27 protein-coding genes are annotated in these 26,548 nt (G+C 67.3%); 9 read left to right on the top strand and 18 right to left on the bottom strand.

Annotated elements, in window-relative coordinates:
• Window positions 1-116 precede the first annotated feature (116 nt).
• From K2F54_RS15460 to K2F54_RS15450, 3 genes are all read left to right on the top strand, one after another.
• Window positions 117-332, top strand: coding sequence for a hypothetical protein (locus tag K2F54_RS15460; protein WP_220606744.1), 216 nt, complete (start codon window positions 117-119; stop codon window positions 330-332).
• An 84-nt stretch (window positions 333-416) separates the two neighbouring features.
• Window positions 417-869: an Hsp20/alpha crystallin family protein gene (locus K2F54_RS15455; protein WP_220606743.1), complete on the top strand. Its 453-nt coding sequence runs from the start codon at window positions 417-419 to the stop codon at window positions 867-869.
• Window positions 870-1,033: 164 nt separating this feature from the next.
• Window positions 1,034-1,972: a phosphodiesterase gene (locus K2F54_RS15450; protein ID WP_220606742.1), complete on the top strand. Its 939-nt coding sequence runs from the start codon at window positions 1,034-1,036 to the stop codon at window positions 1,970-1,972.
• Here K2F54_RS15450 and K2F54_RS15445 read toward each other — a convergent pair.
• The 3 genes from K2F54_RS15445 to K2F54_RS15435 all read right to left on the bottom strand — a co-directional run bounded on the left by K2F54_RS15445 (window position 1,902) and on the right by K2F54_RS15435 (window position 6,284).
• On the bottom strand, window positions 1,902-3,716 hold the full coding sequence (locus K2F54_RS15445; protein ID WP_220606741.1) for a stealth family protein: 1,815 nt from the start codon (window positions 3,714-3,716) through the stop codon (window positions 1,902-1,904). The genes K2F54_RS15450 and K2F54_RS15445 overlap by 71 nt on opposite strands.
• Window positions 3,717-3,940: 224 nt before the next feature.
• Window positions 3,941-4,366: a DUF1761 domain-containing protein gene (locus K2F54_RS15440; RefSeq protein ID WP_220606740.1), complete on the bottom strand. Its 426-nt coding sequence runs from the start codon at window positions 4,364-4,366 to the stop codon at window positions 3,941-3,943.
• Window positions 4,367-4,448: 82 nt separating this feature from the next.
• Window positions 4,449-6,284, bottom strand: a complete 1,836-nt coding sequence (locus K2F54_RS15435) for a thioredoxin domain-containing protein (RefSeq protein WP_220606739.1) — start codon at window positions 6,282-6,284, stop codon at window positions 4,449-4,451.
• A gap of 85 nt (window positions 6,285-6,369) precedes the next feature.
• On the opposite strand from K2F54_RS15435, the gene K2F54_RS15430 reads away from it, so the two are divergent.
• Complete coding sequence (locus tag K2F54_RS15430; RefSeq protein WP_220606738.1) at window positions 6,370-7,074, top strand: J domain-containing protein; 705 nt, start codon at window positions 6,370-6,372, stop codon at window positions 7,072-7,074.
• Here K2F54_RS15430 and pnuC read toward each other — a convergent pair.
• The 7 genes from pnuC to K2F54_RS15395 all read right to left on the bottom strand — a co-directional run bounded on the left by pnuC (window position 7,071) and on the right by K2F54_RS15395 (window position 12,290).
• Window positions 7,071-7,739 (bottom strand): nicotinamide riboside transporter PnuC, encoded by a 669-nt coding sequence (pnuC, locus tag K2F54_RS15425; protein WP_220606737.1) that lies wholly within the window; start codon window positions 7,737-7,739, stop codon window positions 7,071-7,073. The two genes, K2F54_RS15430 and pnuC, sit on opposite strands and share 4 nt — an antisense overlap.
• Before the next feature lie 98 nt (window positions 7,740-7,837).
• Window positions 7,838-8,419 carry an FMN reductase gene (gene msuE, locus K2F54_RS15420; RefSeq protein ID WP_220606736.1) on the bottom strand — a complete coding sequence of 194 codons (582 nt, stop codon included), beginning with the start codon at window positions 8,417-8,419 and terminating at the stop codon, window positions 7,838-7,840.
• Window positions 8,420-8,605: 186 nt separating this feature from the next.
• Entirely contained in the window at window positions 8,606-9,439 is an 834-nt protein-coding gene (locus tag K2F54_RS15415; protein WP_220606735.1) for an aldo/keto reductase, read from the bottom strand.
• A gap of 151 nt (window positions 9,440-9,590) precedes the next feature.
• Window positions 9,591-10,382 carry an ABC transporter permease gene (locus tag K2F54_RS15410; RefSeq protein ID WP_255577168.1) on the bottom strand — a complete coding sequence of 264 codons (792 nt, stop codon included), beginning with the start codon at window positions 10,380-10,382 and terminating at the stop codon, window positions 9,591-9,593.
• A complete protein-coding gene (locus K2F54_RS15405) occupies window positions 10,379-11,338 on the bottom strand; it encodes an ABC transporter ATP-binding protein (protein WP_220606734.1) in 960 nt (319 codons plus the stop codon). The genes K2F54_RS15410 and K2F54_RS15405 overlap by 4 nt, the downstream gene beginning before the upstream one ends.
• Complete coding sequence (locus tag K2F54_RS15400; protein ID WP_220606733.1) at window positions 11,335-11,631, bottom strand: transcriptional regulator; 297 nt, start codon at window positions 11,629-11,631, stop codon at window positions 11,335-11,337. The genes K2F54_RS15405 and K2F54_RS15400 overlap by 4 nt, the downstream gene beginning before the upstream one ends.
• Window positions 11,631-12,290 (bottom strand): hypothetical protein, encoded by a 660-nt coding sequence (locus tag K2F54_RS15395; protein WP_220606732.1) that lies wholly within the window; start codon window positions 12,288-12,290, stop codon window positions 11,631-11,633. The genes K2F54_RS15400 and K2F54_RS15395 overlap by 1 nt, the downstream gene beginning before the upstream one ends.
• A gap of 86 nt (window positions 12,291-12,376) precedes the next feature.
• On the opposite strand from K2F54_RS15395, the gene hrpA reads away from it, so the two are divergent.
• On the top strand, window positions 12,377-16,342 hold the full coding sequence (hrpA, locus tag K2F54_RS15390) for an ATP-dependent RNA helicase HrpA (protein WP_220606731.1): 3,966 nt from the start codon (window positions 12,377-12,379) through the stop codon (window positions 16,340-16,342).
• Between the two features lie 144 nt (window positions 16,343-16,486).
• Here the strand turns inward: hrpA and K2F54_RS15385 are convergent, their stop codons facing one another.
• The 3 genes from K2F54_RS15385 to K2F54_RS15375 form a co-directional block, all read right to left on the bottom strand.
• On the bottom strand, window positions 16,487-17,005 hold the full coding sequence (locus K2F54_RS15385) for a hypothetical protein (protein ID WP_220606730.1): 519 nt from the start codon (window positions 17,003-17,005) through the stop codon (window positions 16,487-16,489).
• A 228-nt stretch (window positions 17,006-17,233) separates the two neighbouring features.
• The gene (locus K2F54_RS15380) at window positions 17,234-17,743 is read right to left on the bottom strand and encodes a hypothetical protein (protein ID WP_220606729.1); all 510 of its coding nucleotides are present in this window, start codon (window positions 17,741-17,743) and stop codon (window positions 17,234-17,236) included.
• A 405-nt stretch (window positions 17,744-18,148) separates the two neighbouring features.
• On the bottom strand, window positions 18,149-18,625 hold the full coding sequence (locus K2F54_RS15375; protein WP_220606728.1) for a MarR family winged helix-turn-helix transcriptional regulator: 477 nt from the start codon (window positions 18,623-18,625) through the stop codon (window positions 18,149-18,151).
• 123 nt (window positions 18,626-18,748) lie between these two features.
• On the opposite strand from K2F54_RS15375, the gene K2F54_RS15370 reads away from it, so the two are divergent.
• From K2F54_RS15370 to K2F54_RS15355, 4 genes are all read left to right on the top strand, one after another.
• A complete protein-coding gene (locus K2F54_RS15370) occupies window positions 18,749-19,126 on the top strand; it encodes a DoxX family protein (RefSeq protein WP_220606727.1) in 378 nt (125 codons plus the stop codon).
• Window positions 19,127-19,497: 371 nt separating this feature from the next.
• Window positions 19,498-20,007, top strand: a complete 510-nt coding sequence (locus K2F54_RS15365) for a TIR domain-containing protein (RefSeq protein ID WP_220606726.1) — start codon at window positions 19,498-19,500, stop codon at window positions 20,005-20,007.
• On the top strand, window positions 20,007-20,861 hold the full coding sequence (locus K2F54_RS15360) for a macro domain-containing protein (RefSeq protein ID WP_220606725.1): 855 nt from the start codon (window positions 20,007-20,009) through the stop codon (window positions 20,859-20,861). Before K2F54_RS15365 ends, K2F54_RS15360 begins: the two co-directional genes overlap by 1 nt.
• Entirely contained in the window at window positions 20,858-21,328 is a 471-nt protein-coding gene (locus K2F54_RS15355) for an HIT family protein (protein ID WP_220606724.1), read from the top strand. Before K2F54_RS15360 ends, K2F54_RS15355 begins: the two co-directional genes overlap by 4 nt.
• A 188-nt stretch (window positions 21,329-21,516) precedes the next feature.
• Here K2F54_RS15355 and K2F54_RS15350 read toward each other — a convergent pair whose 3' ends face one another.
• From K2F54_RS15350 to K2F54_RS15330, 5 genes are all read right to left on the bottom strand, one after another.
• Complete coding sequence (locus K2F54_RS15350) at window positions 21,517-22,314, bottom strand: amino acid ABC transporter ATP-binding protein (protein ID WP_431193895.1); 798 nt, start codon at window positions 22,312-22,314, stop codon at window positions 21,517-21,519.
• Window positions 22,311-23,309 carry an amino acid ABC transporter permease gene (locus K2F54_RS15345; RefSeq protein WP_220606750.1) on the bottom strand — a complete coding sequence of 333 codons (999 nt, stop codon included), beginning with the start codon at window positions 23,307-23,309 and terminating at the stop codon, window positions 22,311-22,313. The genes K2F54_RS15350 and K2F54_RS15345 overlap by 4 nt, the downstream gene beginning before the upstream one ends.
• Before the next feature lie 18 nt (window positions 23,310-23,327).
• A complete protein-coding gene (locus K2F54_RS15340) occupies window positions 23,328-24,221 on the bottom strand; it encodes an ABC transporter substrate-binding protein (RefSeq protein WP_220606723.1) in 894 nt (297 codons plus the stop codon).
• A gap of 191 nt (window positions 24,222-24,412) precedes the next feature.
• Window positions 24,413-25,309, bottom strand: a complete 897-nt coding sequence (locus K2F54_RS15335; RefSeq protein ID WP_220606722.1) for an ABC transporter substrate-binding protein — start codon at window positions 25,307-25,309, stop codon at window positions 24,413-24,415.
• A gap of 195 nt (window positions 25,310-25,504) precedes the next feature.
• Entirely contained in the window at window positions 25,505-26,530 is a 1,026-nt protein-coding gene (locus K2F54_RS15330) for an iron-siderophore ABC transporter substrate-binding protein (protein ID WP_220606721.1), read from the bottom strand.
• Between the last annotated feature and the right edge of the window lie 18 nt (window positions 26,531-26,548).

Raw genomic sequence — 26,548 nt, 5'->3', positions numbered from 1 at the left:
GCAACCCTCGACTACGCGGAGGTCCCGTAATGAGGCAACCAATCGACTCACGCGGAGGTTTCTTATGAGTCAACTCGCCGTCTTGACATCCGGATGCCGCGGCGTACCGTCGGAATATGTTCACACACAGGGCGAGGCGGCCACGCCCCGCACCCGACCGGTCGACCGACGGCTCACTCGATCGCGGCGGCTACCCCGGACTCGAGGGCGATTTCGAGTCCGAGCGCCGCCGAGCGGCCTCGGCCACCGGCACATCCGTTCCCCCGTACGAGCACGGCGAGGGCGAGCGACCGGTCCTCCCGGTCACCACACCAGGCCTCACCCACCCCTGACCGCGGCGGATCCGATCTGATCCGGACAGCATCCGGCCGTTCACCATGCCCGCAACCGCGAGCATCGAAGAAAGGAAAGATAACATGGCCATGAACTACGACCCCTTCCGCGACCTGGACCGTGTTGCCGGCGCCCTGCTCGAGGGCCGCGGCCCGCGCGTCATGCCGATGGACCTGTACCGGTCCGGCGACGTGTACGTGCTCAATGCCGACATGCCGGGAATCGACCCGGGCTCCGTCGACATCGACGTGGACGGCCAGCTGCTCACCATCCGTGGTGAACGCACCCTCGCGAACCACGACAACGTGAAGTGGCTCACTCGGGAGCGCACCGCCGGGTCGTTCCTGCGCCAGCTCAACCTCGGCCAGGGCATCGATCTGGACAACATCAGCGCCACCTACGCCAACGGTGTGCTGTCGGTCACCATCCCGGTCACCGCGGCCGCGAAGCCGCGCAAGATCGAGGTCAGCACCGAGCAGCGGGAGACGCTCACCCTGAAGGAAGGCGAGAAGGCGGACGAGCAGCGCGAGAAGTAGAACGGTCGCGACGCCCAGACAGGGCCCGGAGGAGTTTTCCCTCCCGGGTCCTGTCTTTTTGCGTGTTGTACACGGTATGTTCATAAATCTCTGATCGACTGGTTTTGTAGCATCCGCAGCGTAATCCCCGTAAAGTGCATGAGTACCAAACGAATGGAAGCTCCGTGAGCATTCGAACGGCCGAATACCCCAGGCCGGATTATTTCCTTCTCCACCTCAGCGACACTCACCTACTCGCAGACGGTAACCGTCTCTACGGCAGCGTGGACAGTGCCCAACACGTCGAACGGTTGATCCGTGACGTCGAGGCGTCCGGCGGTCGACCAGACGCCATCATCATCACCGGCGACCTGGCCGACAAGGGCGAGCCGCACGCCTACGCCCAGCTACGCAGCATCGTCGAGCCCGCGGCGGAACGCATGGGCGCCACGCTGCTCTGGGTGATGGGCAACCACGACAACCGGTCCAACTTCCGCACCGAACTCCTCGACCAGGAGCCCAGCCTGGCCCCGATCGACCACGTCGACTACGTCGGCGGGCTGCGCATCATCACCCTGGACACCTCGGTGCCCGGCAGCCATCACGGTGAGATTTCCGAGGTCCAGCTCCAGTGGCTCAGCGAACAGCTGAGCGTCCCTGCCCCTGACGGCACCATCCTCGCGATGCACCACCCGCCGGTGCCGAGCATGCTCGACCTGTCCGTGGCGGTGGAGCTGCGCGACCAGACCTCGCTCGCGCAGGTGCTGCGCGGCACGGATGTCCGCAGCATCCTGGCCGGACACCTGCACTACTCCTCCACCGCGACCTTCGCCGGCATCCCGGTGTCGGTGGCGTCGGCAACGTGCTACACGCAGGACCTCAACGTACCGGTCGGCGGAACCCGCGGCCGGGACGGCGCCCGGGCGTTCAACCTCGTGCACGTCTACGCCAACACCGTGCTGCACTCGGTCGTGCCGCTGGGCGAGTTCGAGGCCCTGGACTACATCGACGCCGCCGAAAGCGCTCGTCGGTTGAGCGCCTCCGGCATCGAGATCATGCCGGCTGGGTCTCTCCCCGCGTACCGCGAGCCGCCAATGACCAGGCCGATCCCGGTTCTGCGCTGACATCGGCCCCCATGCCGAGGGCACTCTCGATGAGGGTGTCCTCGCCGTGCTGGGTTTCGGCGATGACCGCTTCGCGTTCCCACGGGGCCACGATCGGGAAGTAGCGCTCGAGGAAGTCGGTGACCGCCGCGGTGCGCACCTCGTCGCTGATCTCGGGGAAGCTGCCGTCGTTGAGGCAGAACATGTCCTGATCGCGACGCTTGAGCAGCTTGTTCATCTGGCGCAGCGCCAATTTCAGCGTGGTCTCCACGTAGAGCGAACGCGCCTGGGTCTGCTCCACGGCGCGGCCGGTGGCCAGCGCGTAGTAGTGGTACAGCGAGTTCGTCACCGAGATGTCGGTGGCCGAACGGAACCGGCTCTTCATGGTGCGGGTGAAGTCCTCGGGGAACTCCGCCTCCATCTCGTGCATGACGCTCTTGCGCAGCGGCGCCGCCGTGTGCTCGAGGTGCCGGGTGGTGACCTTGCCGAACCGCTCGCGCAGCAGCGCCCGGTTCACCCTGGCCGCGTTCTCGAAACCGCTGCGGGTGGGGTCGTTCTCGCCCAGCCCGATGCGGGTGGGCGCCTCGATGAACTTGGTGATGCCGCCGGGTGAGAAGAACAGCTCGGGGCCGATCGGGCGCCCGAAGAACATGTCGTCGTTGGAGTAGAGGAAGTGCTCGGCGAGCCCGGGGATGTGGTGCAGCTGGCTCTCCACGGCGTGCGAGTTGTGGGTGGGCAGTCCGCTGATGTCGGGGAAGAAGTCTTCGCTGTTCATGATCGTCACCCGGGGGTGGTCGACCAGCCACTCCGGGGCGGGCGAGTCGGTGGCGATGAAGATGCGTCGCACCCACGGGGCGAACATGTACACGCTGCGCAGCGCGTACTTGAGCTCGTCGATCTGCCGGAAACGGGCATCCGAGTCGTCGCCCTCGCCGACCACATGCGAGGCCATGCGGGCCGCGCGGGCCTTCTGGAAGTCGGCGGAGGAGCCGTCGACCCAGGAGAACACCATGTCGATGTCGAAGCTGATGTCGCTGACGAGGTCGTCGAACATGTTCTGCAGGGTGCGCCAGCTGCGGCCGAACAGCTCGACGGTGGTCTCACGGGCCTCGGAGCGGGGAAGACGCTTACGCATCAGCACGTTCTCGACCGGGGCGATGATCTCGTCTTCGCCGAACCGCCACAGTTCCAGCTGGAACGCGGTTTCGGCGCCGTAGCGGAGCCGGCCGATCGGTTCGATGCGCGGCTGGTAGACCCGGAACACGTCGGAGCTGGCCAGGGTGGCCAGGGCGCCGTCGGCGACGAGGGTCGGGCGGGCCGGGTCGCCGTCGAGCGGCTTGAGGTAGAACGGGGTGTTCGCGAACGCGTCGGCGAGCACCCGGCTGATCTTCTTGCGGCGCTTGCGGTTGACGGCGATGACCGGCCGGTCACGGTCGCCGCGCACCAGCAGGTACTCGATGTCGGCGGCGTCCAGGGCCTCCGCCAGGGCGAGCAGGTCGCTGACCCTGGACTCGTGCGGGGTGAAGTGCCCGTTGATCAGCGCGATCTCGCCCTTGCGCACGACAACGTCATTGCGGTCGAAGCGGCGGGTGCGTTCGTCGAGGGAGCGGAGGACCAGCTCGGGCTCGCTGCTCAGCGAGAGCAGCGGAATGGAGCCGGTGTCTGGGGTGGGATCGGCGTCTCGGCTCGGCGCGGCCTCGGAGAAACCACTGCCGGCAGCGGTGCGGGAGTGTCGGGTGGAGTCGGTGCGGTCGAAGCGTGCCATGGTCCTCCTTGGAGCAATTGCGTGGAGCGGAAACTGGGTGCCGTACGGCGGCGGCGGCGTGTGTTCGGAACGATTCGTGCGGTGATCTCAGCGCGGCGGGCAGCAGTGCGCCAGGCCCCGGAGAATGTGCCCGACGGTTCGGGCTGCAACGCACTGGTCCAGACCGGGCTCGGAGCCCGCGGGTAACAGTGGCGTTGGTCTAGTGTACGTCTCCGCCGGGCGGGTCAGACGCCGACGCCGAACAGGCCGATGATCAGCGCCATCACCGTGATGGTCACGAGCTCGTGGGCGAGGTTGAGCACGGTGAGCCCGCGGGGGCGGCGGTCGAACGCATCGTGGGTGATCATCCGTGCGGCGGTGAACCCGGCCCAGAGGATCAGGCCGGTGAGCAGCGTGTTGGCCAGGAAGTTACCGCCGTAGAACTCCTGGGCGATGAACGCCGCCCCCGCGAGCACCCAGGCGGTGATGAAGCTCACGATCACGGTGATCACGATGGCGACGGTGCCGCCGGACTGCGTGGTTTCGTCGGTGTGCCCGACCGCTTTCATCCAATACCGGCCGAAGACCGGCTTGGCGTACCAGATGGCGCCGATCACCATGCTGGACGCGGTGGCGAGCAGAACGGCCCAGATGTTCACGTCGGGGATCATGCTGGCCTCCTTCTGTCGACGGCGGCGCCGTCGGGCTTCACTGACGACGGTACTGCCGGCCGTGCGGGCGCGGGCGCCGGCGTCAGCCGAGGTCCGCCGCATCCGTTGTGGGCAGGCGGCAGACGAAGTCATGGCAGAGGTAGGCGGTGGGCCGGCCGGCACGGATGCCACGTTCGGCGAAGAGCTCGAATCCGGCGGCCGCGAACGCGGCCCCCTGCTCCTCGGTGACCACGGCCACCAGCCCCGGTCGGCGGCGGGCGGCGTCGACGAGGTCGCTCGGGCCTGCGGACGGCCGGGGGGTCACCACGACGAGCTGCTCGACCGGGGAGGTGAGCGCGTTCACCAGCCGCAGCGCCGCCCCGAAGGCCAGCGGGTTCGGCGACCCGGCGCCCACCAGCCGCAGCATCCCGGCGGTGGCCGCCTCCCGGTAGCGGGAGCCGCCGCCGAGCAGGTGCAGCCGCCAGGCCGCGGCCGCGATGGCGGACAGGCCGGACGGGTATGCGCCCTCGGAGGGGTCGGAGGCCAGGGCCAGGCGCTGACCGGTGAGCACCGGGTCGGCGCCGTCCGGGGCGGCGAAGGTCGTGCCGGACCCGGGCAGGGCGGCGTCGACGAGCTCCCTGGCGATCACGGCGTACCGCGCCTCGCCGGTCGCGGTGGCGAGGTCGAGCAGGCCGCCGGCGAACATTCCGTAGTCCTCGAGCGTGGCCACCGCCGACGACCGGCGGTCGCCGATCGAGGCCCGCACCAGGGCGCCGGAGTCGCGGCGGTGCCGTTCGAGTAGCACATCAGCGGTGCGGCGGGCCAGCGCCAGCGCGGTGTCGTCGGCGAAGACCGCCCCTGCTCCGGCGAGCGCCCCGATCGCCAGTCCGTTCCAGCCGGTGAGCACCTTGGCGTCCAGCGCCGGGGGCACCTGGGCGCGGCGGGCGTCCTCGTCGAGGGCGTAGTAGCCGCCCTCCACCCGCGCCCCGTCGACCGTGCTCTCCGAGTCCTGCGCGCTGGCGAAGCCGCCGCCGGGCAGCGCGAGCACCTGGTCGAGGAAGCGCACCAGGCCCTCGGCCACGATCCGGGCCCAGTCCTCCCCGGTGAGCAGCCAGGCCCTGGTGTACAGCTCGAGCAGTTGGGCGTTGTCGTAGAGCATCCGCTCATAGTGCGGGTCGCTCCAGTCCCGGTTCACGGCGTAGCGGAAGAAGCCGCCCTCGACCGGGTCACGCAGCGGCGACGCGCCCATCCGCTTGAGGGTGCGCAGGGCCAGGTCTCGACCGTCGGCCCGGTCCAGGAGCAGCGCCAGCGCGGGTGAGGCGGGGAACTTCGGTGCGTCGCCGAAACCGCCGTGCACCGGGTCTTCCGCGGTCGCCAGCCGGGCGACGATCTCGGCGAGCTGGGCCTGGTCGGGCAGCCGGCCCTCAGCCGGGTCGGGGGCCGGCTGCGCGAGCGCCTCGGCCAGGCCGGCCGCGCTGCTCTCCACGGCGTCGCGGCGGCTGGTCCAGGCATCCGTCACGGCGGTGAGCACCTCGCGAAACGCCGGATGCCCCGGCATGGCCGTGGGCGGCGAGTAGGTGCCGGCGTAGAACGGCCGGCCGGCCGGGGTGACGAACACGTTCAGCGGCCAGCCCAGATTCTGGGTGAACGCGCCAGCGGCGGCCAGGTAGCTGGCGTCCACATCCGGATGCTCCTCCCGGTCGACCTTGATGCTCACGAAGTGCTCGTTGAGGTAGCCGGCGACGGCGGGGTCGCTGAAGCTCTCCCTGGCCATCACGTGGCACCAGTGGCAGGTGGCGTAGCCGATCGACACCAGCACGGGCACGTCCCGGTCCCTGGCCTCGGCGAAAGCGGCCTCACCCCAGGGCTGCCAGTCGACCGGATTCTCGGCGTGCGAGCGCAGGTAGGGGCTGATGGCATCGGCGAGGCGATTGGTCATGTCTCCATTGTGCCGGGCCTGATCGAGGGTTGCCGGGGTGCAGGCCGACTGTGAGACTGGATATCCCCCACAGAGCGAGCCGCGGATGACCGAACGCACGATGACCCTCGCCGAAGCGGCGGCGGTGCTCGAGGTGCCCGTCGATGCGGTGCCCGAGCAGGTGGAGCGCGCCTACCGGTACCAGGCCCAGCGTTCCCATCCCGACCGGTTGGCCGCGGCGACTCCCGCCGAGGTGGCCGCGGCGGCGGCCAGGTTCGACCGCTGCACCCTCGCCCGGGCGGTGCTGCGCGCCGCCGATGCCGAGCGTCGGCTGCACTCCCCCGCGGAGGGAAACGGGTCGACCGCAGGGTCGGCCGGTAACGGCGCGGCGGCCGGCGCATCCGCTCGCACCGGTCGGGCGGCGGAGGGGTCGTGGACCGGCCCGGTCTGGGCGGCGGACGAGCCCTACCAGCCGTCGGTGCCGGCCGGGCCCTGGCTGTTCTGGGTGTGGGCGGGGCTCTACGCGGTGGGGGCCGTGATCTCGTTCCTCGGCGGGCCGCTGCCGTACTCGCAGGCCGACCTGTGGCTGCGGTTGCTGCCGCTGGGACTGGCCGCCGCGGCTTTCGCCCGCACCGGCCGCCGCGGCTTCCTGGCCGCCGTGGTGGTGTGGGGCGCCGCGACCGCCGTGCTGACCATCCTGTTCGCGTCGTTCGGCCCCCTGGTGGCCATGATCGTGCTCATGGCGCCGGTGATCGGCCTGGTGGCCCTCGGTCGTCGGCGGCAGCGCGACCGGGTCGAGGCCGGAACCTAGGCCGGCACCCGCTCGAGCAGCGCCTGGCGGCGGCGTTGCACTCGGGTCCAGATCACGAAGCCGGTGAGGGTGAACGCCCCGTAGAAGAGGTACAGGATCGCCGAGGCGTAGTAGCCGGCGCTGATCAGCAGCGGCACGCCCACGATGTCAACGGCCACCCAGATCAGCCAGAACTCGGTCCAGCCCTTCGCCATGCCGTAGGTGGCCAGCAGCGACCCGGTGAAGATCCAGGCGTCGGCCCAGACCGGCTCGAACGAACCCAGGGCGCGGAAGATCGGGGTGAGGATGAGCGTGCCGACGATCAGGCCCACGCCCAGCCCGATGCGAGCGCGGGTGCTCGCCCAGTGCGGCGAGACGGCGATGTGGCCGGCCCCGCGGCTGCGCGACCACTGCACCCAGCCGAAGATCGACACGGCGATGAACATCACCTGCCGGCCGGCCTGGCCGAGCAGGTTCACCGGGTTGGGGGTGCCGAACACGGCGCCCAGGAACACCGTGAAGAGCAGGGCGTTACCGATGATGCCCACGGGCCAGGCCCAGATCTTGCGGCGCATCCCGCCCACGGCGCTGGCGATGCCGAACACGTTGCCGACGATCTCCCGCCAGAGGATGGTCTGGCTGCCGATCTGCAGCTGGGCGTCGAAAAGCCAATCGATCAGGGACACAGGACACTTCTCTCCCGGATGGGTCGCATCCGTGCACGTCCCAATGTAAGGCGTGCGGGGCCAGGACTATTCCGGGCGGCCCACGGACCGTTGGCGCGTCACCAGACGACGGCGGCGGCGTCGGCCAGCAGACCGGCCGGCAGGCTGGCGCGCACGAGCGGCAGGCCGCGGCGGACGACCTGGTCGATGCGGTCGCTCAGCTCGGCGTTGGTCACCCGGTAGTCGGTGAAGTCCGAGTCCTTCGCGTACACGCCCAACGGCAGGGTGAGCGCTTGGAAGAAGCTGAACAGCGGCCGGAACTGGTGCTCGAGGGTGAGTGCGTGTCGGTCGGTGCCGCCGGTCGCCGCGAGCAGCACCGGCTTGTCCACGAGCGAGTACTGCTCGACGAAGTCGAAGACGTGCTTGAACAGCCCGGTGAACGAGGCCCGGTACACCGGCGAGGCCACGATGAGCAGGTCGGCGCCCTCGATGCGCTGCAGATCGGCCTCGGCGGCGGCCGACAGTTCGTCGCGGCGGAGCGCGCCGGAGAACTCACGGCCCACCTGGCTGAGCTCGATCAGGTGCACGTCGATGGGAAGCTCGCGCTCGAGCGCGGCGAGGATCTCCCGCACCAGGGCGGTGGTCTTCGAGGGTGCGTGCAGACTGCCGGAGACGGCGACGACGTTCAGGGTGTACGACATCCTCCGACGCTAAGTGCCGCACCCGGATGCCGCCACCCGCGCCGACACACGGCGTAAGACGCCCAGCTCGGTCGCCCCCACGCATCCGCGCGCTGGGCGCGGGGCGCGGGAGCGCGAGATGCCGCAAACGGCCCCTTCAGACGCGCTGAAGGGGCCGTTCGCGGCAATTCGGGAGAGCAGCCGGGGCTAGTTCACCTCGCTGGGGTGCGCGCTGACGCGGCCGCCCCGCTCGAGGGCCGAGATGGTGGCCAGCTCGGTGTTGCTCAGCTCGAAGTCGAAGACGTCGAAGTTCTCGGCCATCCGCGCGCGGCTGTTCGACTTGGGGAAGACGATGTTGCCGGTCTGCAGGTGCCAGCGGATGATCACCTGGGCGGCCGTCTTGCCGTGTGCCTCGGCCGCGGTGGTGACCACACCCTCCTCGAGCAGCGGGTACTTGCCCTGGCCGAGCGGTCCCCAGGCCTCGATGTGGATGCCGTGCTCGCGGGCGAATGCGGTGACCTCGGCCTGCTGGTAGGCGGGGTGCAGCTCGATCTGGTTGACCGCGGGAACGACCTCGGTCTCGGTGAGGAGGCGCTCGAGGTGCGGCACGAGGAAGTTCGAGACACCGATGGAGCGGGCCCGGCCGGTCTCGCGGATCGTCTGGAGGGTCTTCCAGCTCTCGACGAACCTGTCGTTGGCGGGTGCCGGCCAGTGGATGAGGTACAGGTCGACGTAGTCCAGGCCGAGCTTCTCCAGGCTCTCGTCGAACGCGTCCAGCGCCGACTGGGTGCCCTGCTTGTCGTTCCACAGCTTCGTGGTGATGAACAGGTCGGAGCGGTCGATGCCGGAGGAGGCGAGCGCCTGACCGACGCCCTCCTCGTTGCCGTAGACGGCGGCGGTGTCGATGTGGCGGTAGCCCACCTCGAGCGCGTCGGTCACGATGCGGGTGGTTTCGGTGGGTTCGACCTTGAATACCCCGAAGCCGAGCTGCGGGATGGTGTGGCCGTCGTTCAGGGTGATGGTGGGTAGGGAAGTCGTCATCCCCCGAGCCTAGGCATCGGCCCCCTTCGGCGCACGTCACGCACGCCGACAGCGTAATTCGCACACGCTCCTCGGGGCTGACTGCGCCCGATGCGGACAATTGCGCCCGGCACACCGGGACCACTTGTCCGCACGGGGAACAGGTGCGCCGCTACCGGTAGCGGCGGCCCTCGTCGCGGCGAAAGAGCAGCAGGGCCAGGGCGAAGGTGGCCGCGGTCCACAGCAGGATGCCGATCCACACCCACGGCTCCAACTCGCCGCCCTGCACGGCCCAGATCACGAACTCGCGGGCCTGCCGCGACGGCAGGAACATCGACAGGGTGTCCAGCCAGTCCGCGAAGAGGTACGGCGGCAGGAACAGACCGCCGGCGAACGCCAGCCCGAACATCACGATCTGCACCACGGCGATCGCCGCCTTCGATGACATCGAGTAGCCGATCGAGATGCCGATGAACATGAACGGCAGCGCCGAAATACCCAGCGCCACGAGCCCGGCGAGCACACCGAGCACGGATGCCTCCGCCGCGGTGAACAGGGCACCGATCGCGATCACCGGCAGGATCGAGGCCAGCCCCATCAGCCCGGTGGAGCACACCTGGCCGAGCACCCGGGCGACGCCGGGCACGGGCAGGGTGCGCAGGTATGGGTCCCAGGGCTGCTCCCGGTTGGACGCGATGTTGAGACCGAAACTGAACAGCGAGTTCGACATCAGCGCGAACACGCTCAGCGCGACCACCGCCTGGGTGGCGAACTCGGGGTTGTCGGCGATGGCACGCTGCGGCACCACGAAGAACAGCAGCGACAGCCCGGGGAACACGAGCGAGCCGATCAGGGCGGCCGGGATGCGAAAGGTCTCGATGAGGATGATCCTGGCGTGCAGCAGGGTGAGGGCCAGGATGCCCGTGCGGCCGCCGATCACCGGGCCGCGGGTGAGGGTGCTCATCGGTTCATCTCCTTCTCGGCGGTGCGGGCAGGGGCGGTGCGGGCGGGGGCGGTGCGGGCGGCCGGCGGCTCGGCACCCGTCGCCCCGGTGAGGGTGAGGAACGCCTCTTCGAGGGTGGCGCCGCGCACGGTGAGGTCGCTGAAGGGGATACCGGAGCGCACGAGCTCGACGATCAGCCGGTCGCTGTCGCTGGCGTAGAAGGTGGTCGTGCCGTCATCGGCCACGTCGCGGCCCACCACGCCCGGCAGGCCGCTGACCCGGTCGGGGTGCTCGGTGACCAGGCGCACCTGGCGCAGCGACACCTGGTTGATCACGGCGGCCACGGTGTCGTCGGCGATCACCCGGCCGTGCCCGAGCACCACCACCCGTTCGGCCAGCGCCTCGATCTCCTCGAGGTAGTGGCTGGTCACCACCACGGTGGCGCCGCGCTCGTGCTGGCGCCGCACCGCGTCCCACAGGGTGCGGCGGGCGTCCACGTCCAGGCCGGTGGTCGGTTCGTCCAGCAGCACCAGACGGGGCTGGCCCACGAACGCGAGCGCCACGCTCAGCCGGCGCTTCTGCCCGCCGGAGAGGGCGCCGGTCTGCCGCTTGAGCAGCTCTCCCAGCCCGAACTCGTCGGCCACGGCCGCCGTGCTCAGCGGGGCGTCGAAGTGCCGGCCGACGAAGTCGATCACCTCGCCCACCCGCAGGGTCGGCGGCAGCGCGGTCTCCTGCGGAGTGCCGCCGAGCTTCCGGCGCATCCGGTAGTCGCCCGGCGAGCCGCCGAACAGCGTCACCGTGCCGGTACTGGGCCGTCGCAGCCCCTGCACCATCGTGAGCACCGTGGACTTGCCGGCGCCGTTGGGTCCGAGCAGACCCAGGATGGTGCCCGAGTGGATGTCGAGGCTCACGTCGTCAACGGCGAGCACGTCGCCGAAGCGCCGCGTCACGTGATCGAGCCGGGCCAGAACGCTCATGCTGATTCCCCTAACAGGCCGCGCAGGGCCTCTCGGTAGTCTTCGAACGCGCGCCGGCCGGTGCGCGACAGGGCCAGGTAGGTCACCGGGCTGCGGCCCAGGTGGGACTTGACGACGTCAACATAGCCCGCGTCTTCGAGCTTGCGCAGGTGGGTGGAGAGATTGCCGGCGGTCATGCCGAGCAGCTCCTGCAGCCGGGGGAAGGCGATCTGGTCGCCCACCTCGAGGGTGGCCAGGGTGGCGGTGATCTTGAGCCGGGCGGATGCGTGGATCACCGGGTCGAGTTCGTCCATCAGCGGTTGCGGCCGAGGCGCACGGCCATCACGGCGGCGGTGACGAGGAACGCGCCGCCGCCGGCGAGGGCGAAGACCAGGTCGTTGCCCGGAGACCCGGCGAACGGGGCGGCAGCGCCGACGATGAGCATGACCAGGCCGAGGATGAGCTGGGATGTGTCCCGCCAGAGCGCGGCGCCGCCGAGGTAGATGGTGCCGCACATCAGCGCGAAGCCGGACGGGAAGTAGAGGTTGGCGAGGTCGGTGGACAGGCCGTGGCTGATCAGGGCGGTGCCGAGCAGCCCGAATGCCGCGCCGCAGACCGACCAGGACAGCCCGTAGACGGCGCCGGAGAAGCTGGACACGCCGCGCACACCCCGGTTGATGCGCACACCGATCACGGCGGAGGACACGATCGAGATCACCAGCAGCACGATGAACAGCGGCGTGGCCACCCCGGCCGGAATCGTGAACCACGGGTTGCCGTCCTCGTCGCCCGACCAGAGCGCGAGGAAGCCGACGAACCAGGCGACGCCCCAGATGAAGTACAGCCAGACGACGGGCGCGATCTGCGCATCCGCCACCCGGCGTTGCTGAGCTTCGAGCAGGGCGAGCATCTCGCGCGGGTCCCCCATCGGCTCGTCGAGGTCTGTGGCAGCGGGTGTCCTGTTGTCATCCATGCCTACTTTGTAACACAAAGTAGTTTGCTCCACAACGGTTCGGCCCGAAGTGGGGTACCCCCGCGACGCAATACGATGGAGGGCTAATGATTCCCGTGAACATCACCTTCCCGCCCGAGTTGCCGATCAGTCAGCGCCGCGACGACATCGCGCGCGCCATCCGCGACAACCAGGTCGTGATCGTGGCCGGTTCCACCGGGTCGGGCAAGACCACCCAGCTGCCCAAGATCTGCCTGGAACTGGGCCGGGAGTCGATCGGGCACACCCAGCCGCGCCGGCTGGCCGCCCGCACCATCGCCGAGCGCATCGCAGAGGAGCTCGGCCAGGAGGTGGGCGAACTCGTCGGCTACCAGGTGCGCTTCACCGACCGCGTCGGCGCCGACACCCGCATCAAGCTGATGACCGACGGCATCCTGCTCAACGAGATCCACCGCGACCGGATGCTGCGCAAGTACGACACCATCATCATCGACGAGGCCCACGAGCGCAGCCTCAACATCGACTTCCTGCTCGGCTACCTGCAGCAGCTGCTCCCCCAGCGCCCCGAGCTCAAGCTCATCATCACCAGCGCCACCATCGACCCGGCCAGCTTCGCCAAGCACTTCGCGGCGGCCGACGGCACCCCGGCGCCCATCATCGAGGTCTCCGGCCGCACCTACCCGGTCGAGATCCGCTACCGCCCGCTCGTGGCCGAGGCCGCGATCGACGACGAAGACGAGATCACGGATGCCGCGCCCAGCGTGGACCGCGACTACATCGAGGGCATCTCCGCCGCGCTCGACGAGCTCGAGCAGGAGTCCAACGGCGACGTGCTGGTGTTCCTCTCCGGCGAGACCGAGATCCGCGACGCGGCCGACGCCCTGCAGGGCAAGTTCGCCGGCGCAGGCCGCACCAGCCCCACCGAGGTGCTGCCGCTCTACGGCCGGCTCTCCTCCGCCGACCAGCACAAGGTGTTCCAGCCCTCCACCGTGGCCGGGGTGCGGCGCCGCATCGTTCTGGCCACCAACGTGGCCGAGACCAGCCTCACCGTGCCGGGCATCCGCTACGTCATCGACGCCGGCACCGCCCGGATCAGCCGGTACAGCGTGCGCTCGAAGGTGCAGCGGCTGCCGATCGAGGCCATCGCGCAGGCCTCCGCCAACCAGCGTTCGGGCCGCTCCGGCCGCACCAGCGACGGCATCGCCATCCGCCTGTACAGCGAAGAAGACTTCACCCGCCGGCCCGAGTACACCGAGCCGGAGATCCTGCGCACCAACCTGGCCGCGGTCATCCTGCAGATGATCTCGCTGGGCCTGGGCGACATCGCGCAGTTCCCGTTCCTCACGCCGCCGGACTCCCGCAACATCAAGGACGGCCTCGACCTGCTCACCGAGCTCGGCGCGGTCAAAGCCACCGTGGCGCCGTCCGGAACCCCCACCGAGGACCCGAGCCAGGCCGGGGCCGGCCGCTCCGGTCGTGACGGCGGGCGTGGGCGCGGCGGCCGGGGCGGTTCAGGACACGGCGGCGGGCGGATGGCCGTGACGGCGGGCACGCACACCCTCACCCGGGTGGGCCAGCAGCTCGCCCAGCTGCCCATCGACCCCCGGTTCGGCCGCATGGTGATCGAGTCCAAGGTGCAGGGCACCAGCCGCGAGGTGATGGCCATCGTGGCCGGGCTCACCATCCAGGATGTGCGTGAGCGGCCGCTCGAGCGCCGCGGCTCCGCCGACGAGAAGCACGCCCGGTTCGCTGACCCCACCAGTGATTTCCTTTCGCTGCTGAACCTCTGGAACTACCTGGAGACCCAGCAGAAGGAGCTCGGCTCCAGCGCGTTCCGCCGGCTGTGCAAGAACGAGTACCTCAACTACCTGCGCGTACGCGAGTGGCAGGACGTCTACAAGCAGCTCCGCCAGCTGGCCAAGCCGCTCGGCCTGCACATCGGCGACCCGGCCGTGAACCCCGACGGCATCCACCGGTCGATGCTCTCCGGCCTGCTCTCGCACATCGGCCTCAAGGACGTGGCCAAGAAGGACTACATCGGCGCGAGGCAGCAACGCTTCGTACTCTTCCCCGGTTCCGCGCTGGCCAAGAAGCAGCCCAACGCCGTGATGAGCGCCGAACTGGTGGAGACCAGCCGGTTGTTCGCCCGGATGAACGCCGTCGTCGACCCGGCCTGGGCCGAGCAGCTCGCCGGTGACCTCTGCAAGCGCAGCTACTCCGAGCCGCACTGGGAGAAGAAGCAGGGCGCCGTGGTGGCCTACGAGCGGGTCACCCTGTACGGGGTGCCGATCGTGCCGCGCCGCCGGGTGCAGTTCTCCAGGGTCGACCCGGCCTACGCCCGCGAGCTGTTCATCCGGCATGCCCTCGTCGACGGCGAGTGGGACCTCGACCGGGTCGATCAGCGGGTCACCGCGTTCGACCGCGCCAACACGGCCCTCCGCAAGGAGCTCGCCGAGCTCGAGGAGCGCACCCGTCGCCGCGACATTCTCTTCGACGATGAGGCCGTCTTCGAGTTCTACCAGCGCCGCATCCCCGCCGACGTGCACAGCACCCGCACCTTCGAGACCTGGTGGCGGGTCGCCCGCGCCGCGACGCCCGACCTGCTCACCATGACCGCCGAGGCGCTGGTGCCCGAGGATGCGCCGGAGGTCGACGAGTCGCTCTTCCCGCCGTCCTGGCAGCAGCGCGACCAGCGCTTCGCGCTGAGCTACCGGTTCGAGCCGGGCGCGGAGGACGACGGCGTGACCGTGCAGGTTCCGCTCGCGCTGCTCGCCCGGGTCTCCCCCACCGGCTTCGACTGGCAGGTGCCGGGCCTGCGCGCAGACCTCGTGGCGTCGCTGATCAAGTCGCTGCCCAAGGCCATCCGTCGTAACGTGGTGCCCGCCGCCGACTGGGCCGTGCGGCTGCTCGCCGAGCTGCCGCCAGCGCCAGGCGTGGTGGGTTCGGCCGAGCCTGTCGAAACCACCGACCTCTCTTTCGCCGAGACCCTCGCCGCCCTCATCCAGCGGCTCACCTACGTGCCCGTCACCGTGCGTGACTTCGATCTCTCCCGCGTGCCCGCGCACCTGCGGATGACCTTCCGGGTCATCGACGAGCGCGGCCGCGCGGTCGCCTCCGGCAAGGACCTCGGCGAGCTGCAACGCCGCCTGGGCAACAAGGTGCGCGAGTCGGTCGCCAAGGCCTCCGCGGCCACACCGAAGAACGCCATCGAACGCTCTGGGCTCACCACCTGGGACTTCATCGAGTTGCCCCGGTTCATCGACACCAAGCAGGGTGACAACACCATCCGCGGGTACCCCACCCTGATCGACGACGGTACCTCGGTGAGCATCCGCATGATGAGCACCGTCGACGAGCAGGCCCGCACCCTGCCTGGCGGGGTACGGCGGCTGTTGCTGCTGGCGACGGCGTCACCGGTGGCGTACGTGCAACAGCACCTCACGGGCAGCGAGAAGCTGTCGCTGGCCACGAGCCCGTACCGTTCCACCCAGGCCCTGTTCGACGACTGCCTCGCGGCCGCCGTCGACGACGTGCTCTACCGGGTGCGGCCAGACGGCCAGGTCTTCATGAAGGCCGAATTCGACAGCATCCGCGACCGGGTCTCCGGCGTGGTGATGGACTCGATGTTCGAGACCGTCGGCCTCGTCGCCCGCATCCTCACCGCCTCCCGCGCGGCCGACAAGGCACTCAAGGCCTCCACCAGCATGGCCCTGCTCGCCGCGCTGACGGATGCCCGCGAGCAACTGAACGGGCTGGTCTACCCCGGTTTTGTCAGCGCAACCGGCCTCGCCCAGCTGCGACACCTGCCGCGGTACCTCGGCGGCATCACCGCACGCATCGACAAGCTCCTCGACAACCCCAACCGCGACCGGGTCTGGATGAACGAGGTGCAGTCCGCCACCGCGAAGTTCACCGAGGCCGGCGGCCGCATCCCGCTGCCGGAGACCGCCGCGGCGAACCTGGTGCGCGCGAGATGGATGATCGAGGAGCTGCGCATCAGCCTCTTCGCCCAGGAGCTCCGCGCCGCCGAGTCGGTCTCGCTGCAGCGCATCCAGAAGGTCCTCGCCTCCTAGCCGCGCCTCGCGGCTGGTCGCGACCCGACGCTGGTCGAGCTTGTCGAGACCCCGCGACCCTGTCTAGCTACGAACGGCCGATTAACAAAGGTCGCGCCCGACCAGACCTGCCAGATGAAGAGCATACCGACCGCCAAGCCTTCATCATGCTCCGGAATAATCAGACCATTTCTTGAGTCTTTTCATTTCAACTTTCTGTCCATCCCGCAGTATCTGGAATGGAACCAAAACCGTTCGCGCCGGCACCCCGACGTGCCAGTCTTGCATCGAAGAGCTGATTGCAGACCAGTAGTCGCGCTGCTCCTGAGCACCCTTCTGCGCGTCCATCTCATTCTCTGCTTGACGCATCCAGTCCTTCACCCTGCGGTCGCGTCGACGCAAATGCGACGTCAAATCGATGGTGTCTGCATTCAGCTTTTCCATCGCAGCGTAAACCTCGGCCTGGGACCCTTCACTCGTCGCCATAGAAGCCTCGGCGTTGACTAGCGCGACTCCAGACTTCACGTATTCGACAATCCGAGCCCTACGCATCTCACGCCGTTCAGCTCGCCGAGTAGACGAGCTAACGAGCGAAGGACCAAACAAGGCAGCGACGCTTCCGAGAAGCGCTCCGACCAGTCCCGTGATGGCGGTGATTAGGGCTACGGCAACGGTCTCGGTCATGGCCGAAGACTACCTGTGATTGACCGAGCGATTTAGCTGAGCGGCAGTTCGGAATTGCCGATTCGTTTCTCGACTGCTCCGTCGGCTCATCAGCAGCGGCTCCTGCTCGAAAGCGAGAAAGGGAGTTCACGGGCGTTGGCCGCCAACCAGGGGAAAACCCGCCCGTAAGATGGCTGACCTCAGCTCCAGCAGGAGAGCCGCGTGATCTTTGCCGGAGGGTTCAGTGCATTACCCCAACGTTATGGTGAACGACTTCGAATCCCGGGTCGCATCCGTCCACGAGATCACGATGTCCGCGCTTGCGGGATCAGTCAGCCCTCCGCCGAAGTTGATGAAGATCGGATTCCCACGCTCGACATCGCGGAAGTCCCTGTCGTCTTCCATTTGAAATCGAATGCCGTTCGCGACAAGCTGCACGAATTCAGCGCGCATGCCAGTCTCGTTCGTTACTCGCCAACGCTCCGGACTCAACTTCTGTACAAGCCACGGAATGCGCGCCGCATCCTCTCTGGCCGCGCGTGCGTTCCGCACTTCGAGTGCAGCTGCGGCGCGCGTACTGGCCTCCGCAGTCTTCTGGGCAGACTCCGCAGCCTTTCTGGCATCTGTCCCAGCTTCCGTCGCAGAATCCGCCGCCTCTTTTCGAGACGAGCGAGCATCGACCACCGCGATCACTGCGACGATCGCGGAGGAAGCCGAAACAATCACGCCCAAGCCGGTAAAGAACGTCGCGCTATCCATGCCTCGAACTCTAGTGGAGCGTCACACTCGACCAGTATCGGCCTGTCGTCTCGCCCAAAATGCTTCCCGACATCACGCATAGATGGGCAGTGCCCACGAGCTCAACGGTCGTTCCGGAGGCGCATCTTTGGCCTGGGTTCCACGCGTTTAGCGGATCAGGAAACGATTTGTTCCGGTCAAGCATTTCGCCTACGAGTTACAGATCCCAAAGAAACGCGCATCAGTCTTGTTCGCCAGAGAGCTGCACGCCGCCGAGAGTGCTTCCCCCCAGCGCCTCCAGAAGGGCCTCGCTTCCTATCCTTGTCTCGCGGGCTAGTTCGACAAGCTCAGTACAGTGCTCGACAAGCTCGATCAACGAGGCCGGGCGTTCGCGACCCGTGAGCTGAGCCCCAGAAACCCGGCGATTTAGGTGCTCAGGTCACAGCTCGCGGGGTCGTCGGGGTGGGCGAGCGCGCCCGCGATGTCGGTGAGGGAGAGCACCTGGGCCGGAGTGAGGCGGTCGAAGATCAACCTGCGCACCTGGGCCACGTGGCCGGGGGCGGCCGCCACCAGCTTGGCCGAGCCCGTTTCGGTGAGGGTCGCGATCACCGCGCGCCGGTCATCCGGCGCCATCTCACGGGTGACGTAACCCGCGGCCTCGAGCCGGGCCACGATGCGCGACAAACGCGACTGCGAGGTGCTGGCGGATGAGGCGAGTTCGCTCATGCGCATGCTGTGGTCGTCCCGTTCGGAGAGCATCACCAGCACCATGTAGTCCGCCATCGCCAGGTCGGCGTCGCGCTGCAACTGCGACTCGAGTCCGGCCGGCAGCCGGAACAGCAACTCGGCCAGAGCCATCCAGGCGTCGTGCTCCACGGGGGTCAGCCACTCCGGTTCAGCCATGACTCCAGCCTACCCAGAATTAGTTGACACAGAAAGTAGTTCGCGCTAACTTATTTGACGCGTCAACTAATTCGGATGCAATCACCTCGGCCTCGATCAGGCCACCACACCAGGAGTCCCCCCATGAACATCGCCATCTGGATCATCACCGGTCTGCTCGCCCTCGCCTTCATCGGCGCCGGCCTGATGAAGGTCTCCCAGCCGCGCGCCAAGCTCGCCGCCAACGGAATGGCCTGGACCAACGACTACTCGGATGCCGGCGTCAAACTTGTCGGTCTCGCTGAACTGCTCGGCGGCCTCGGCCTGATCCTGCCCGCCGTCACCGGCATCGCCCCGATCCTGGTGCCGATAGCCGCGGCGGCGCTCACCGTGATCATGATCGGCGCGGTCGTCTGGCACGTGCGCGCCGGCGACGGCGCCAAGGAGACAATGCCCAGCGTGATCCTCGGCCTGCTCGCCCTCGTCGTGGCCATCACCCGCTTCGGCCCCTGGGCCTTCTAGCCCCTCGCGAGGCTAGTTCTGGAATGCGTCGAATGGATAATCACGCGTACTGCGCAGTCTGGACTGGCGAATTGCTTCAGAACAAGTGATCAATTCCGCCTCCGCCCGAACTGGGGGTTACCGTTTCGGCATCCAGACCGTCATGGACGCAGTCATGCGGGTTGTCCAGTCCTCGGTCGTCAGATGTCTGGCAAGGCGGTCCTGGAACTGGTCGACCTACGCACTCGACGCCACTGTGACATCCCTTCAAGCAAGGTTGCCACGGCATCACGACCCGACATATCTCACAAGCCCGACTCCGGTTCCCGTTACATTTAGAGCACATTGCCGATCGGCCATGTAGCAGGCGCGACCGCGCATCAAGGGGCACCATGAGCTACCGCAACAAGACCTACGTCGCCTTCGCAAGCGAAGACATCAATAACTACCGGATGATGCAGGCGTGGTCCAAGAACGAGAGCATTGATTTCGACTTCACCGATGCCCACAGCCTTTTCATTGCTCGAGACACTAGCAAGCCAGAAACCATCAAGAATAACCTCCGCGATCGGATGAAGAACGCCAAGCAAATCGTTCTCCTCGGGAGCGCCACCGCCCGCAGGAAGGGGAGCAATGGCACGAGCTTTCTGGCATACGAGATAAAAGTGGCGCTAGAACTCAACCTCCCAATCGTCATTGCAAATCTAGGCGGCTCACGCGAGATCGTTAATGGATTCATACCGGAGCCGATCTTAGACGCGGGACATTACACGATGTCAGTCTCATTCCAGCCAAAGATCATCAAGGTAGCTCTGGACAACTACGCAGCCACTTTCGCCAACAGCTCGAACACGGGGTCCTACTACTACAAGGATTCCACATACACGAGCCTGGGGCTCTAGTGCTGGCTTACGCCCGGCAGCTCAAATACCCGAGGTTCTGGAAAGACTTCTTCAGGACGTGGCTTGCAAGTATCGGCGCCTTCGCTTTGATCGTTGGCTTACTTGCGGTCTTCTTCCCGGACTTCTTCATCGGCAACGTCCTCATTGTGCTTATTGTTGTTGGAGGATCAGGTGTTGCCGCGATCGTGCTCTCACGTCCGGTGATCCCGTTCAACGAGTACGTATCCGATCGAGCAAAGATTCGCCTCGTCGTTGGCGACTTGTTCGCTCAGCCAGGCAACAGCCTAATCGGCGTCACCACAACATTCGACGTGACCACGAGCGATGGAATCATCGCGAAAAGCAGCGTACAGGGCGCGCTGCTTGCCACCGTGTTCGACGGTTCGGAGGCCCGCATGGGCAAAGCCATGGACGACGCGCTTCTTCCGCACACCCCGCTCAGGAGCATCCACAAACCGGGCAGAACCAATGCATATGAAGTTGGAACTGTGGCGTCACTTTCGGCGACGAACGGAACGCGATACTTCTGCGTTGCGTACACGGAAATGGACACGCACAACAACGCTCACGGATCTATCGAGAATGTGGAGAAGGCGCTCCAAGCTACCTGGGATGAGGTTGACAGGACGACGAATGGCGAGCGCATCAACGTTCCCCTCATTGGTCAGGGACAATCCCGCATCGCCGGTCTCACGCCAGAGGTGGTGGTTCGGCTCATCGCAATTTCGTTCCTTTTGAGAACACGTCGATCCTTCTTTTCCAAGGAACTATGTATCGCGATCCACCCGTCCGACGCAGGAAAGATCAACATGCGTGAGTTCCATGCATTCTTGGTTCAATTGGGAACGACATGAGCGACACCCATTTGGATGTGCCTGTGGCGGAGCCGTGTGCATTCTGTGCCTATCTGCGCGGTGAACGTCCCTACACTGTTCTGTTTCGGTCAGCAGAAGTCGCGGTGCTCGTCACGCGCGAGCAAAGAGGAATCGGCCATCTCTTGGTCCTGCCGGTCCAGCATAGGGAAACTCTATTGGACCTCAATCAAGTCGAGCGACACTCGATTATTGATTGGCTCAGCGTCGCAGGAGATGCAATTGACATAACCTTCCAGCGCCCTGGAATCTCGGTCTGGCAGAACAACGGGACCGAGGCGCACCAAGCAATCCCGCATTTCCACTTCCATATCGCCGGCACTCTCGGTGGCGGGGGCACGGATTTCGGGGACGTGGCGGAGGTTAGCATCAGCGAGACGGACGCTATTGCAATGACAATTCGCTCTGCCGTGGGCGTCGACTTTCCGGAGAGATCAGAGCGTCTCTAGCAGGAACATTGGCTTCATCCTGACGGTCCGGTCCGGTCCGGTCCGCACGGCCAGGGGTGCAGGCGGCCGCGACGAACACGCAGGCGTTGATCCGAGCTCGAAATCTGGACGGTTGCGCATCGCGCGCGCTGTGAGAATGCCCCAAAATCTCGAAGATTTTGGGGCATTCTCACGTCTCGCGGAAGGTGCTAGAGCACCTTGGAGAGGAACGCCTGGGTGCGGGCGTGCCGCGGATTCGCCAAGACCTCGCTCGGCAGGCCGGACTCGACCACGACGCCGGCGTCCATGAAGACCAGGGAGTCGGCGACCTCGCGGGCGAAGCCCATCTCGTGGGTGACCACGATCATGGTCATGCCCTCCTTGGCCAGGCCCTTCATCACGTCGAGCACCTCGCCGACGAGTTCGGGGTCGAGGGCGCTGGTGGGCTCGTCGAAGAGCATCAGCTTGGGCTCCATCGCCAGTGCCCTGGCGATCGCGACCCGCTGCTGCTGCCCGCCGGAGAGGTGCGCCGGGTAGTAATCGGCCCGGTCGGCCAGGCCCACCCTGGCGAGCAGCTCGCGGGCGCTCGACTCCACCTTCGCCTTGGGCAGACCCTTCACCCGCAGTGGTGCTTCCATCACGTTCTGCAGTGCGGTCATGTGCGGGAACAGGTTGAACCGCTGGAACACCATGCCGATGTCGCGGCGCTGCTTCGACGCCTCTTTGGGCGCCATCTCGTAGAGCTTGCCGTTGGCCTCGCGGTAGCCGATCAGCTCGCCGTCCACGCTGAGCCGGCCGGCCGAGAGCACCTCGAGGTGGTTGATGCAGCGCAGGAAGGTGGACTTGCCCGAGCCGCTCGGCCCGACCAGGCACATCACCTCGCCGCGTTTGACCTCGAGGGTGATGCCCTTGAGCACTTCGTTGGAGCCGAAGCTCTTGGTCACCTGTTCGGCCAGCACCATCGGCACCTCAACGGATGCCGCGCCCCGCACTGTCGTCGCGCTCATCGTGTTCCTTCGTGGCCGGTCGTACCCGGCGCATCCGTTGTCGGCGGCACGACCACGGTCGGCTGCCCGGATCCCACGACGGGAACCACACCGGTGATGGCGCCGGTCGTGGGAGCCGCAGGGTCGCTCTTGGTGGGTTGCCGGTCGCCGACGCCGCGGGAGAAGCGCTTCTCGAGGAAGTACTGCCCCACCATCAGGATGGAGGTGAAGAACAGGTACCAGATCGACGCCACGATGAGCAACGGGATGGGGTTGAAGGTCTCGGCCGAGATGTCGCGTGATCGGGTGAACAGCTCCAGGCTGAACGGCACGGCCGTGACCAGCGAGGTGGTCTTCAGCATCGAGATCACCTCGTTGCCGGTCGGCGGGATGATCACCCGCATCGACTGGGGCAGGATGACCCTGGTCATCGTCTGTGACCAGCTCATGCCCAGGGCGATCGAGGCCTCTTCCTGGCCCTTGTCCACCGACAGCAGGCCGGCGCGCACGATCTCGGCCATGTACGCGGCCTCGTTCAGGGCCAGGCCGATGATCGCGAGAGTGAACGTGTTCAGGGCCGCGTTGGTCTGGAACGACACCCACGGGTCCATGAACGGGATGCCGATATCGATGCTGGTGTAGATCAGCGAGATCAGGCCCCAGATGGTCAGCTGCACGTACACCGGGGTGCCGCGGAAGATCCAGAGGTAGAACCAGGCGACGCTCTTGACCACCGGGTTGGGTGAGAGCCGCATCACGGCCAGGATCACGCCGAGGATGATGGCGATCACCATCGAGAACACGGTCAGCTGGATCGTCACCACGGCGGCCATCGAGATACGACGGTCGAAGAGGTACTTTCCCACCGCCGGCCAGTCGTAGGCCGGGCGGAAGGCCGCGTCGATGACGAAGAGCGCAAAGATCGCCACGAGCAGCACGGCGAAGACCACACGCCAGGGGTGCCGGAGCCGGATGGCCTTGATCGGCTCCGACGTGGCCGCTGACTCGCCGTTCATATTCGTGGTGCTCACGGATTAACCGTTCGCGCCCGCGTTGATCGTGATCTCGTCGATGCCGCCGTCGGCGACGCCCCACGCGTCCAGGATCTCGCCGTAGCTGCCGTCATCGACCATCGACTGCAGCGCGGCCTGCACGGCCACGGTCAGCTCGGATCCCTTGGCCAGGACCATGCCGTACGGGGCCACGTCGAAGGTCTCGCCGGCCAGCTGGAGCTTGCCGTCGGTCTGGGAGATGGCGTACAGGGTGACCGGGGAGTCGGCGCTGAGGGCGTCGGCCTGGCCGAGCACGACGGCGTTGGTGGCGGCATCCTGGGTGTCGAACTTGAGCTTGTCGATGGCGGGCTTGCCGGCGGCCACGCAGGCGTCACTCTTGGCCGGCACCTCGTCGGTGTCCTCGTAGGTGGTGGCCTGCACGGCCACCTTGAGGCCGCAGGCGTCATTGGGGTCGACATCCGTGCCGGCCGCGGACGCCCACTGGATCCCCGCGGTGTAGTAATTCACGAAGTCGACCTGCTGCTGACGCTCAACGGTGTCGGTGAACGACGACGACCCCATGTCGGCCTTGCCGCCGGTGACGCTCGGGATGATGTTGTCGAACTTCGCGACCTGGAACTCGGGTTCAAGACCGAGCTTGGCGGCGACGCCGCTGGCCAGTTCGATGCCCCAGCCGATCGGGTCGCCGGCCTCGTTCTTGAACTCGTTCGGCGCGTAGGTGGGGTCGGTGCCGATGACCAGGGTGCCGGTGTCGGCGACGTCGGCCGGAACCAGCGCCGCGGCGGCGTCATCCGTCTCGATGGTCGGGCCGCTGTCACTGGCGCCACCGGTGGCGGGTGTCGAGTTGTCGACGCAGCCGGTGAGCATCAGGGCGGCGGCGGCAGCGAGGGCGGGGAGTACGTATCTAGCGCGCATGGCACAACCTTCTTCGTAGGGCGTCGAGGTTTCGGTGCGACCGAATAGCAGGGAACGGTACGACTGCAGTGAGCCTAATACACCCCTGCGCCGGGGGAACGGCCTGGCGATATCGGTTCGGGAACAGCCCAACCGACGCCCGCCAAGGCTACCGTGTTCCGCGCCGGAGAGACTCCAGCGGGTGCTGGAGGCTAGCCGTTCGCGGCTGCGTTGATCGTGATCTCGGTCACGCCACCGTCCGCGACACCCCAGGTATCGAGGATGCCCGCGTAGCTGCCGTCATCGACCATCGACTGCAGCGCGGCCTGCACGGCCACGGTCAGTTCGGATCCCTTGGCGACGACCATGCCGTAGGGGGCTTCGTCGAAGGTCTCGCCGGCCGGCTGCAGTTTGCCGCCGGTCTGAGCGATCGCGTACAGGGTGACCGGGGAGTCGGCGCTGAGCGCGTCGGCCTGGCCGAGCACCACGGCGTTGGCCACGTCGGCCTGGGTGTCGAATTTCAGCTTGTCGATGGCGGGCTTGCCGGCGGCCACGCAGGCGTCGTTCTTGGCGGGCACCTCGTCGGTGTCCTCGTAGGTGGCGGTCTGCACGGCCACCTTGAGGCCGCAGGCGTTGTTCGGGTCGATGTCGGTGCCCGCCGCCGAGGCCCACTGGATGCCGGCGTTGTAGTAGTTGACGAAGTCGACCTGCTGTTCGCGTTCGACGGTGTCGGTGAAGGACGACGCGCCGATGTCGGCCTTGCCGCCGGCCACACTCGGGATGATGTTGTCGAACTTCGCGACCTGGAACTCCGGGGTCAGGCCGAGCTTGGCGGCGAGGCCACTGGCGAGCTCGATGTCCCAGCCGATCGGTTCTCCGGCCTCGTTCTTGAACTCGTTCGGCGCGTAGGTCGGTTCGGTTCCGATGATCAGGGTGCCACGGTCGGCCACCTCGGCCGGAACCAGCGCTGCGGCCGCGTCGTCGGTCTCGATCAGGGCGGCGCCGCCCTCCGGGGACCCTGACGGCGCCGGAGTCGAATTGTCGACGCAACCGGTGAGCATCAGGGCCGCAACGGCAGCGAGGGCGGGGACGACGTGTTTAGCGCGCATGGCACAACCTTTTCCTGGGACTCGAGGCCGTTCAGGTTCGAGTCGACTGAGCGCTCCGTGCATCGTACGACCGGAGTGAGCCTCATCCATCCCTGCGCTGGGAGTGCGGCTCGTACGATATCGACGTCTGGATCAGTCGAAACGGAGGCGTCTCCAGGTTACCGGTTTCCCCACCGCCCTCGCTGCCGGCCGCGATTACTCCGCGGCGTCGGCCGCCAGCGCTGCGGTCGAGAGCAGGTCGACGTAGTCGTCGATGCCCCAGGTGAGCGAGAGGCCGGTGGGCGGGGAGACCGAGGAGACGAACGCCGCGCCGACCGGGGAAGCGACCGCACCGTTCTGCACCTGCGGCATGACCTGCGCGTAGCCGGCGTTCAGGAAGGCGTCGGACTCCTCCTGGGTGGCGCCGAAGTTGACGATGACGTCGCTCTCGAGCTGGTCGAGCTGCTCGTAGCTGAGCGTGTAGAAGAAGGCTGATTCGCCGTTGGCCAGCTCGGCCACGCTCGGGGCGCTCTCGAAGCCGAGTTCGGTGGCGAAGGTCACGCGCGGGTCGGCATCCGTGTAGACGTAGAAGACTCCGCCGCTGTCGGAGGTGAGGGCGACGGTCTTGCCGTCGAACTCCGGATGCGCCGCGGCCTTCTCGGCGATCGTGTCGTCGATGTCGGCGAGCAGGGTGGTGGCCTCGTCGGAGCGGCCGAGCGCCGTGCCGGTGATCTCGATCAGTTCGCGCCAGTCGGTGGACCAGGGCTCGTCGGGGTAGGCCACGACGGGGGCGATCGCGCTGAGCAGCTCGTACTGCTCCTCGGTGAGTCCGGAGTACGCGGCCAGGATCACGTCGGGGGCCGCTTCGGCGATTTCCTCGTAGGGCGGTTCGGTGGAGTCGGAGAGCACGGTGGGCAGTTCCTCGCCCTGCTCGTCGAGGGCCTCGGAGATCCACGGCAGCACGCCGTTCTCGTCGCCGCCGTAGGCCTGGAACGGGATGGCGACCGGCACGACGCCGAGGGCGATGGCGTCATCGGCGCTGCCCCAGCCCCAGGTCACCACGCGGGTGGGTTCGGCGTCGATGGTGGTGTCACCGAAGGCGTGCTCGATGGTGACGGGGAACGAGCCGTCGGCCGCGGTGTCTGAGCCGGTCTCGTCGTCGGCGGTGGCGGAGCATCCGCTGAGCGTGAGGGCGGCGATGGCCGCGGTGGCGGCGAGCACGGTGGTCAAACGTCTGGGCACTGGAGACTCCGGTTCTGG

Source organism: Cryobacterium inferilacus (assembly GCF_019599185.1).
Taxonomy (GTDB): domain Bacteria; phylum Actinomycetota; class Actinomycetes; order Actinomycetales; family Microbacteriaceae; genus Cryobacterium; species Cryobacterium inferilacus.
This window is presented reverse-complemented; position numbering and strand designations above follow the sequence as displayed.